Below are 8,416 nucleotides of genomic sequence, written 5' to 3'. Positions count from 1 at the left end.
CCACCAGCGCAGCACGCGCGGCAGCTCGCACCAGTGCCACAGGCTGCCCTGGCCACGCAGGCCTTCGGCCGGCGGGTCGTCGAAGATGAACACCTCCAGGTCCGAGCGCCAGCGCGCCAGCTGACCCACCAGGGCGCGGCCGCCCGCGCGGTCCAGACGCGCGTCAACGATCGCCAGCGCCGGCGGCTGCGCCAGCGCCAGGCGCAGGGCCTCCACCGGGTCGTTGGTCCAGCGCACCTGTCCGGGCACCGGCCAGCGGGCGACCTGCTCGCGCACGTCCTGCAGCGCCTGGCCGCGCGGGCAGAGCACCAGCACCTGCAGGCTGCCGTGCCCGAGGCCGGGGGGTAGGGTGGGTGCCATGTCGATCTCCAGGTCCATGGCAAGGATGGTGCGCGCGCGGCCGCGCCGGCGCTGCGGGGAAATCTGGACGCGCGGGCAGCGGGGAACCCCGTGTCAGAGGTCGTCGGCGCTGATCAGGCCCTCGCGGATCGCCAGCCGCACCAGCGCGGGCAGGTCGCTCACGCCGAGCTTGGCCATGAGCCGGCTGCGGTAGCTCTCCACCGTCTTGGGCGACAGGTGCAGCTGCTCGCCGATGGCCGCGCTGGTGTGGCCCTGCACCACCAGCTGGATCACCTGGCGCTCGCGCACCGACAGCGCGGCCAGGGGGTTGTTGTCGTCCGCCTGCGTGAGCCCCTCCACGGCCAGCTGCGCCACCGGCCCGCCCAGGTGCTTGCGGCCGCCGGCCACGGCCTCCACCGCCTCCAGCACCTCGCGCGCGGGCGAGCCCTTGAGCACGTAGCCGAAAGCGCCAAGGCGCATGGCCTCGGCCACGTGGCGCGGCTGGGCCGACATGGTGAGCATGACCACGCGCGACGGGGCCTTGCGCTGCACCAGCTGCTCCAGCAGCTCGAAGCCCGAGCGCAGGCCGAGGTGCAGGTCCAGCAGCACCACCGACGGCGCCAGGCGAACGATCTCGGCCAGGGCCGCCGTGGGGTCGGCGGACTCGCCCACCACGCGGTGGCCGGCGTCCTCCAGCACGGCCTTCAGGCCGTCACGCAGCATGGCGTGGTCGTCAACCAGGTAGATGTCGCTCATGAGGGGGGTTCTCCGTTGTGGTCGTGTCGGCCGTGGCTCGATTCAGTTGTCGGTGTCCGGCAGTTCGCCGAACACGCTGCCGGGACGGGCGGTCCAGATCAGGGTGATCCGCGTGCCGCGCCCACTGCGCGCGCGGGCGCTGAGCCTTGCGCCGATGGCCAGCGCGCGCTCGCGCATGCCCACCATGCCCAGGTGCCCGGGTCGCCCGAAGGCCAGTTCCTCGGGCAGGCCCACGCCATCGTCGACGACGTCCAGCCGCAGGTGGGTGGCGTCGCCCTCCAGGCGCACCACGATGCGGCTGGCCTTCGCGTGCAGCAGCGCGTTGGCCACGGCCTCGCGCGCCACCATGAAGGCGGCGTACTCCACGTCGTCGGGCCAGCGCTGCGCGACCACGTTGCCCACGGTCTGCAGGTGCAGCGCCACCCCCTCTGCCTCGGCCGCGCGCTGGCGGATGTCGTTGTCCAGCGCGGCCGTCAGGCCCATGTCTTCCAGCATGGGCGGGCGCAGCCGCACCAGGGCCTGGCGCACCTCGGCGATGGCGTGGTCGATCTGCCGACCCACCGTGTCCGAGCGCTCCTGCGCGCGCGGCGGCAGCAGCTCGCGGGTCATCTGCGCCAGCGAGTCGAAGGACAGGCGGATCGCGCCCAGGGTCTGGCCGAGCTGGTCGTGCAGGGTCTGGGCCAACTCGCGCGTGGTGACCTGCTCCTGGTTCAGCAGGCGGTGCGTGAGCTCGGAGAGTTCGAGCTGGTACCGCGCCAGCGCCTGCTCGGCGCGCACGCGCTCGGTCACGTCGCGCAGGATGGCGGTGAGCAGCTTGTGGCCGCGCACCACGGCGTGCGAGATCGAGGCCTCGAGTTCGAGCTCGGCGCCGTCCGCGCGCAGGCCCTTGACACGGCCGAATCCCATGGGCCGCGTGGTGACCCGCGAGTTGCCGAAGCGCTGCATGAGGGCCAGGTGCTCGCCCCGGTGCTCGGGCGGCAGCAGGCTGTCCAGCGGCTGGCCGATCATGGCCAGCGCCTCGCGGCCAAAAATGCGTTCGGCCGCCGGATTGAACATGGTGATGCGCCCGACCATGTCGACGCTGATGACGGCATCGCTGGCGGCGTTGATGATGGCGCCCAGCACCTCGCCCTGTTCGCGCAGGCGCATCTCGCTCAGGCGCTCGGCCGTCAGGTCGCGCACCTGGGCCAGCAGGCCGATGGGTTCGCCGTCGGCACCGAACACCTTGGTGAGCCGCCACTCGCCCCAGATGTCGCTGCCATCGCGGCGCAGCAGGTGGGTCTCGAAGGTCCAGGGCCCCTGGCCGGCGATCATCTGCGGGCGGATGGCCTGGCGCGCGCTGTTGGTCGGGTCCTTGTCGCGGAAGATCTCGTCGACGTGGCGGCCCTCGGTTTCGGCCGCGCTCCAGCCGAACATGCGCTCGGCCGCGTCGTTCCAGAACAGCACGCGAAAGTCCATGTCCACCAGGTACATGGGCGCGGGCAGGTGCTGCAGCACGGCCTGCAGGCGGCTGGCGTCGTGCAGCACCTGCGTCAGGGTCTGTTCGCTGCGCGAGCCGCCGCCGCCCTGCGCGGGCAGGCGTCGCATCTGCTCGGCGATGACGCGCAGCACCGTGCCGGGCGCGGCGTCCGCCTGCGGGCCCAGGCGCTCGGCCACCACGTCCAGCATCTGGTTGAACGGCCGGGCCAGCCGGCGCGACAGCCAGAAGCCGCCCAGACTGACCAGCAGCACCGTGCCGCCGCCCCAGACCAGCACGTAGCGCTCCAGCTCGCGCACCGGCGCCAGTGTCATGCCCAGGGGCTGCCAGGCCACCACCTGCCAGTCGGTCTTCACCGGCAGGGTGGCGCGGTCGATGCCGTGGCGCACCAGCAGGATGGCCTCGCCCTCCTCGTCCTCGAAGACCCGCGGCGTGCCCACGGGCGTGCCCAGCAGGTCCAGCCACTGCGTGGCCGACAACCCCGCGCGTTCGCCGAGCAGGCGCCGGCCGTCCTGGTCGGCCAGCTCCAGCTGCAGGCCGCGGCGGGCGTCCGCCGGACCCAGCACGTCCTGGCGCAGCGCGTCGTAGTAGGCGGCGTCGAGGTGGGCGGCCAGCACGCCGGCGGGCTGGCCGTCGGCGCCGTGATAGGGCATGGCGAGGTCGGCGAGTTCGGTGGGCACCGGCCGCTGGAGCGCCGCCAGGGGCTCGCGCAGCGACACGGGCGGGTGCAGGCTGCCGAACCAGGTGCCTTCACGGCCCTTGAGGTACACCGGTCGCTGCGCGATCGACACGCCCTCGAGCAGGCCATCGCTGGCGGCCAGCACCAGGCCTTCGCTGTCGGTGGCGCCGATCCACACGTACCCCCGGTGGCGCTGGCGCAGGCGGTCCATCTGCAGGCGCCAGCCCTGGGGCGACACCTGCTGGCTGGGCGTCAGCGTGAGCAGGTCGAGTTCGGCGGCGTGGCGCGCGAGCACGCGCGAGAGCCGGTCGGCATAGATGGCGGCGGTCTGCTCCACCCGCTGCTGGGCGCGCCGCTCGAGCTCGTCGCCCACCACCCGCTCCACCGACCACACCATGAGCGCGAGCAGCACCAGTGCCACCGCTGCGGGCAGCAGTGGCAACCAGAGTTGTACCGAGCGCTTGCGGTCTCCCGCCATGCCGGGGGCGTCCTCCTGGCCCGCTCCGCCAGCCTCCCTGACGGTCGTTCTATCGGGCGTGCGGCAACTCTACGTTACAGACGCCTCTGTGCACAGGGGAAATACAGGACCGTCGCGCTCAAGCCTCAACAGTCGGCCGCGGCGGCGGGATCGCCCCCGCATCGGCCAGGCGGCGCAGGCTGGCCTCGTCGAAGCCGAACTCGCGCAGCACCTGCAGGGTGTGCTCGCCCACCAGCGGCGCCGGGCCGGTGCGCGCGGGGCTGTGGCCGTCGAAATGCACGGGGCAACCCACGGCCTTGTCCAGGCCGGTGCGCGGGTCGGGGTTGTCGATGACCATGCCGACGGCCCGGGTTTGCGGGTGGCTCAGGGCCTGGCCCACGTCCTGCACCGGGCCCACGGGCACGCCGGCGGCGGCCAGGGCCTCGGTCCAGTGCGCCACGCTGCGCGTGCGCAGCACCTCGGTCATCAGGGCCTCCAGCGCGTGCCGGTGGCCCAGGCGCGCGGCGCCGGTCTCGAAGCGCGGGTCCTGCGCCCACTCGGGATGGCCCAGGGTGTCGGCGATGCGCAGCCAGTTGGCCTGGTTGCCGCCGCCGATGGCGATGGCGCCGTCGGCGCAGGCGAAGGTCTGGTAGGGCGCGATCAGCGGGTGCGCCGTGCCCATGGGCTTGGCCACCACGCCCTTGGAGAAGTAGGCCGCCGCGAACCAGTAAGTCTGCTGCATGCAGGCCTGCAGCAGCGAGGTGTCCACGCGGCCACCGCGCCCGGTGCGCAGGCGGCGGATGTAGGCCGCCAGCACACCCAGCGCGGCCAGGATGCCGGCGTTCACGTCGGCCACCGAAATGCCAGGCTTGACGCCCGCGCGGCCCTCCTCGCCGGTGACGCTGATCAGGCCCGAGAAGGCCTGCAGGATGAGGTCGAAGCCGCCCTGCTGCGCCAGCGGCCCGGTGCGGCCATAGCCCGAGACGGCGGCGTAGATCAGGCGCGGATTGGCCTGCATCAGCACCTCTTGCCCCAGGCCCAGGCGTTCCATGGTGCCGACGCGGAAGTTCTCGGTCACCACGTCCACCTGCGCCACCAGACGCAGCAGGGCCTCCCGGCCCTCGGGCGTGCGGATGTCCAGCGCCACCGAGCGCTTGCCGCGGTTGATCATCACGAAGGCCGGCGACAGGCCCAGGTCGCCGGGGCGCTGGTACCCGCGCGCGTCGTCGCCGCCGGGAAAGCGCTCGACCTTGATGACGTCGGCGCCCATGTCGGACAGCAGCAGGCCGCAGACCGGTCCGGCCATGATCTGCGACAGCTCCAGCACCTTCAGGCCCGCGAGCGGGCGCCCGAAGTCCTCGGGCGAATTCATCGGTTCATTCATTGAGGTTGCCATTGAAGTGATCTGGCCCAGGGCGCCGCGGAACCGGCTGTGCCGGGCCGCGGGCGCGCCCCCCTTGGGGGTCGCGCGAAGCGCCTCGGCGCTTAGTCCATCCTGATGCCGGCGGTCTTGATGACCTGGCCCCACTTGGCGTGGTCGGCGCGCACGCGCTCCTGCAGCCAGGCCGGCGTCTGCACCCTGGCGTCCTCGACGCCGTAGCGCTCCAGCGTGGCCACCACCTCGGGGTCGGCGATGGTCTGGGCCATGGCCTGCTGCAGGCGCTGAGCGATGGCGGTGGGCAGCTGCTGCGGTGCCACCATGGCGAACCAGGGCGTGGCCTCGTAGCCGGCCACGCCCTGCTCGGCGATGGTGGGCACCTGCTTCAGGCTGGACGAGCGCTGGGCCGAGGTGACGGCGATGGCGCGCATGCGCCCGGCCTGGATCAGCGGCAGCGCGGGCGCGATGGTGGCGAAGGCCACCTGCACCTGGCCGGCCATGAGGTCGTTCATGGCCGGCGCGGCCCCCCGGTAGGGCACGTGGCGGATCTGCGTGCCGGTGAGTTGCTTGAACAGCTCACCCGCGAGCTGGTGCGGCGAGCCGATGCCCGAGGACGAGTAGGCGTAGGCCTCCGGTTTGTCCTTGAGCAGGCGCACCAGCGAAGGCACGTCGGTGGCGGGCAGGTCGTTGTTGACCAATAGCACCAGGCCGCTGGCGCCCACGTAGCCCAGGGGCGTGAAGTCGCGCAGGGGGTCGTAGGGCACGCTGCGCAGGTTGGGAATGATGGCCAGGCTGCCGGTGTCGGCCAGGTAGAGCTGGTAGCCGTCGGCCGGCTGGCGCGCCACGTAGGCCGCGGCGATGGCGCCGCCCGCGCCGGGCCGGTACTCGAACACCACCGGCTGGCCCAGCAGCTTTTCCAGCCGCACGGCCAGGGTGCGGGCCACGATGTCGGCCGCCCCGCCGGTGCTGTAGCCGATGTGCAGCTTGAAGGCCTGCGAGGGCCAGGCGCTGGCGTGCAGCGCGGGCAGGGCCAGGGCGGCCGGCGCCGCGCCGGCCAGGCGCAACAGGGTGCGTCGTTGAATGCTCATGGGTGTCTCCTGTATTGAATAAGGCACCGGCGGAGCGCTGGCGGCCCCGCCGGGCGGGGGTCAGCGTCCTTTGAACACCGGCGCGCGGCGGGCCTGCCAGGCGGCCATGCCCTCGCGCAGGTCCTCGGTCGCCAGGCTGGCGCGGTGGCGCGCGTCGCTGGCGGCCACATCGAGTTCGCCGCGCGCGATCTCATTGAGCGCGCGCTTCATGCCCGCCACCGCCAGCGGCGCCTGGGCGCACAGGGTGGCCACCAGCGCGTCCACCGCCCCGTCCAGGGCCTCGGGCGCCACCACGTCGGTGAGGTAGCCGATGCGCTGCATTTCCTCGGCCTTGATCGTCATGGAGGTGAAAAAGAGCCGGCGCGCCGCGTTGGTGCCCAGGCGGTGCGACCAGCGGATCAGGCCCTCGGTGTAGTAGTGCAGGCCCAGGCGGCTGGCGGGCATGAACATCTCGCAGTCGCTGCGGCCGACGCGGAAATCACAGCTCAGCGCGAGGTCGGTGGCGCCGCCGTACACGCTGCCGTTGAGCCGGCACACGGTGGGCACGCGCAGGCGCTCCAGCTCCAAGGTCATGGCGGGGAAATCGGGCAGCGGGCGCCCGGCGCGCTCGCCGGGGGCGATGGCGCCGCTGCGCTCGCCCAGCTCGTCGAGGTCGTAGCCGGCACTGAACACCCGGCCGGTGCCGGTGAGCACCAGCGCGCGCACGTCCGGCTCGCGCTCCACCTCGGCCCAGATCTCGCGCAGGCGGATCACATCCTCGGCCTGCAGGCGGTTGAGCACGCGCGGGCGGCGCAGGGTCACGGTGGCCACCCCGCCCGCCACCGACAGCTCGGGCAGATCGTTGAGCCCCTCGTCTCTTGCATTCATGAATGTCTCCTTTGACTTTGTATAAATTTATATAAGGCTGTTTTTTTGGTCAAGTGGATTCTTTACTAGGGTAAACAGCGATGCATGAATTCCTGAAAGACCCGCTCCCCGTACACTGCCAGCCCATGAACGACACGACGACGACGGCCGAACCCGCGGCGGCCACCGTGACCGACGAGGTGCGCCTGGCCCTGGAGGCCGACATCCGCCAGGGCCGGCTGCGCCCGGGCGACGCGCTGGACGTGAAGGCGGTGGCCGAGCGCTTTGGCATCTCGCGCACGCCGGCCAAGGAGGCGCTGCTGCAACTGGCCGCCGCCGGACTGATGAACTTCTCCCCCCGGCGCGGCGCGGTCGTCACGCGCCTGGAGCCGCGCGAAGTCTTCGGCATGCTGGAGGTGCTGGCGGTGCTCGAATCGGAAGCTGCGCGGCTGAGCGCGCGCCGCATGAGCAACGAACAGCGCCAGGCGCTGGACGCCCTGCAGCAAGAGGCCGAACAGGCCGTGGAGGGCGACGACATCGCCGCCTACACCGCCCTCAACCTGCGCCTGCACGACCTCATCTACCAGGGCTGCGACAACGCCTACCTGGCCGGGCAGATCGTGCGCATCCGCGAGCGGCTGGCGGCCTACCGGCCCGTGTCCTTCGAGCGGCCCGGCCGCATGAAGGCCTCGCACCGCGAGCATGGCGCCATCGTGCGCGCCATCGTGCGCGGCGACGAGCCCGAGGCCCACCGCGCCATGAACGAGCACATCACCGTGGGCGGCACCGCCCAGGCCGAGCTGATGCTGCGCATGCGCTGAGCGCCCGACCGGCCACGCCGGCCCACGAACCGGCGGCCCCAGCCCCCATTTGCATAGCACGCCATCGGCGGCTAGAGTGCCCGCTCCGGGGGATACCCCCCGCAAGACCCGCACACGACGGGTGGGAGGCCACACCAACATGGAACACACGAGCAGCGAACGGGCGATCGCCGAAGGCCATGCCTTGTGGGACAACGCCCCCTGCGGCCTGCTCGCGCTGGACACCGGCCTGCGCGTGCTGGCCATCAACGACACCCTGCTCGACTGGCTGGGCCACGACCGCGCCGACGTGGACCGGCTGGCCAGCGGCGGCGACCTGGACTTTCCCACGCTCGCCCGCCTGCGCGACGAGGCCGACCTGCAGCAGCTGCGCGACCACCTGCACGAGCTGCGCGCCCAGGGCCGCGCGCTCCCGCTCACCCTGCGCCTGTTCGGCAAGGACGGCGCCTTTTTCTCGGTGGAACTGGTCTCGCTCGCGGTGCGCGATGCCAGCGGGCGCTTCCTGCGCTCGCACACCGCCGTGGTCGAGGTCACCGGCCGCGACCGCATCGAGCGCCAGATCGTCGCGCGGCTGC

At 72.4% G+C, this 8,416-nt stretch carries 8 protein-coding genes; 2 read left to right on the top strand and 6 right to left on the bottom strand.

Annotated features, from left to right (window positions below):
* The 6 genes from BGO22_RS15780 to BGO22_RS15755 form a co-directional block, all read right to left on the bottom strand.
* Positions 1–378 (bottom strand): hypothetical protein (locus BGO22_RS15780; protein ID WP_286851647.1); only part of this gene is annotated, 378 nt, incomplete at its 3' end.
* Between the two features lie 75 nt (positions 379–453).
* On the bottom strand, positions 454–1,095 hold the full coding sequence (locus tag BGO22_RS15775; protein ID WP_204743410.1) for a response regulator: 642 nt from the start codon (positions 1,093–1,095) through the stop codon (positions 454–456).
* A 42-nt stretch (positions 1,096–1,137) separates the two neighbouring features.
* A complete protein-coding gene (locus BGO22_RS15770) occupies positions 1,138–3,729 on the bottom strand; it encodes a sensor histidine kinase (RefSeq protein ID WP_286851645.1) in 2,592 nt (863 codons plus the stop codon).
* A gap of 118 nt (positions 3,730–3,847) precedes the next feature.
* Positions 3,848–5,092 carry a CaiB/BaiF CoA transferase family protein gene (locus BGO22_RS15765; RefSeq protein WP_286851643.1) on the bottom strand — a complete coding sequence of 415 codons (1,245 nt, stop codon included), beginning with the start codon at positions 5,090–5,092 and terminating at the stop codon, positions 3,848–3,850.
* 101 nt (positions 5,093–5,193) lie between these two features.
* Positions 5,194–6,174, bottom strand: a complete 981-nt coding sequence (locus BGO22_RS15760; protein ID WP_286851641.1) for a Bug family tripartite tricarboxylate transporter substrate binding protein — start codon at positions 6,172–6,174, stop codon at positions 5,194–5,196.
* A gap of 60 nt (positions 6,175–6,234) precedes the next feature.
* Positions 6,235–7,041: an enoyl-CoA hydratase/isomerase family protein gene (locus tag BGO22_RS15755; RefSeq protein WP_286851639.1), complete on the bottom strand. Its 807-nt coding sequence runs from the start codon at positions 7,039–7,041 to the stop codon at positions 6,235–6,237.
* A gap of 125 nt (positions 7,042–7,166) precedes the next feature.
* On the opposite strand from BGO22_RS15755, the gene BGO22_RS15750 reads away from it, so the two are divergent.
* Together BGO22_RS15750 and BGO22_RS15745 are read left to right on the top strand one after the other, a co-directional pair.
* Positions 7,167–7,841 carry a GntR family transcriptional regulator gene (locus tag BGO22_RS15750; protein ID WP_286851637.1) on the top strand — a complete coding sequence of 225 codons (675 nt, stop codon included), beginning with the start codon at positions 7,167–7,169 and terminating at the stop codon, positions 7,839–7,841.
* Between the two features lie 139 nt (positions 7,842–7,980).
* On the top strand, positions 7,981–8,416 hold a 436-nt coding region (locus BGO22_RS15745), incomplete at its 3' end, for a nitrogen regulation protein NR(II) (protein WP_286851635.1).

Origin of the sequence: Hydrogenophaga sp. 70-12, from assembly GCF_001897365.1 — a bacterium.
GTDB classification, from domain to species: domain Bacteria; phylum Pseudomonadota; class Gammaproteobacteria; order Burkholderiales; family Burkholderiaceae_C; genus Hydrogenophaga; species Hydrogenophaga borbori.
Note: the sequence above shows the minus strand (reverse complement) of the source record. Positions and strands in the feature narration are given on the sequence as shown.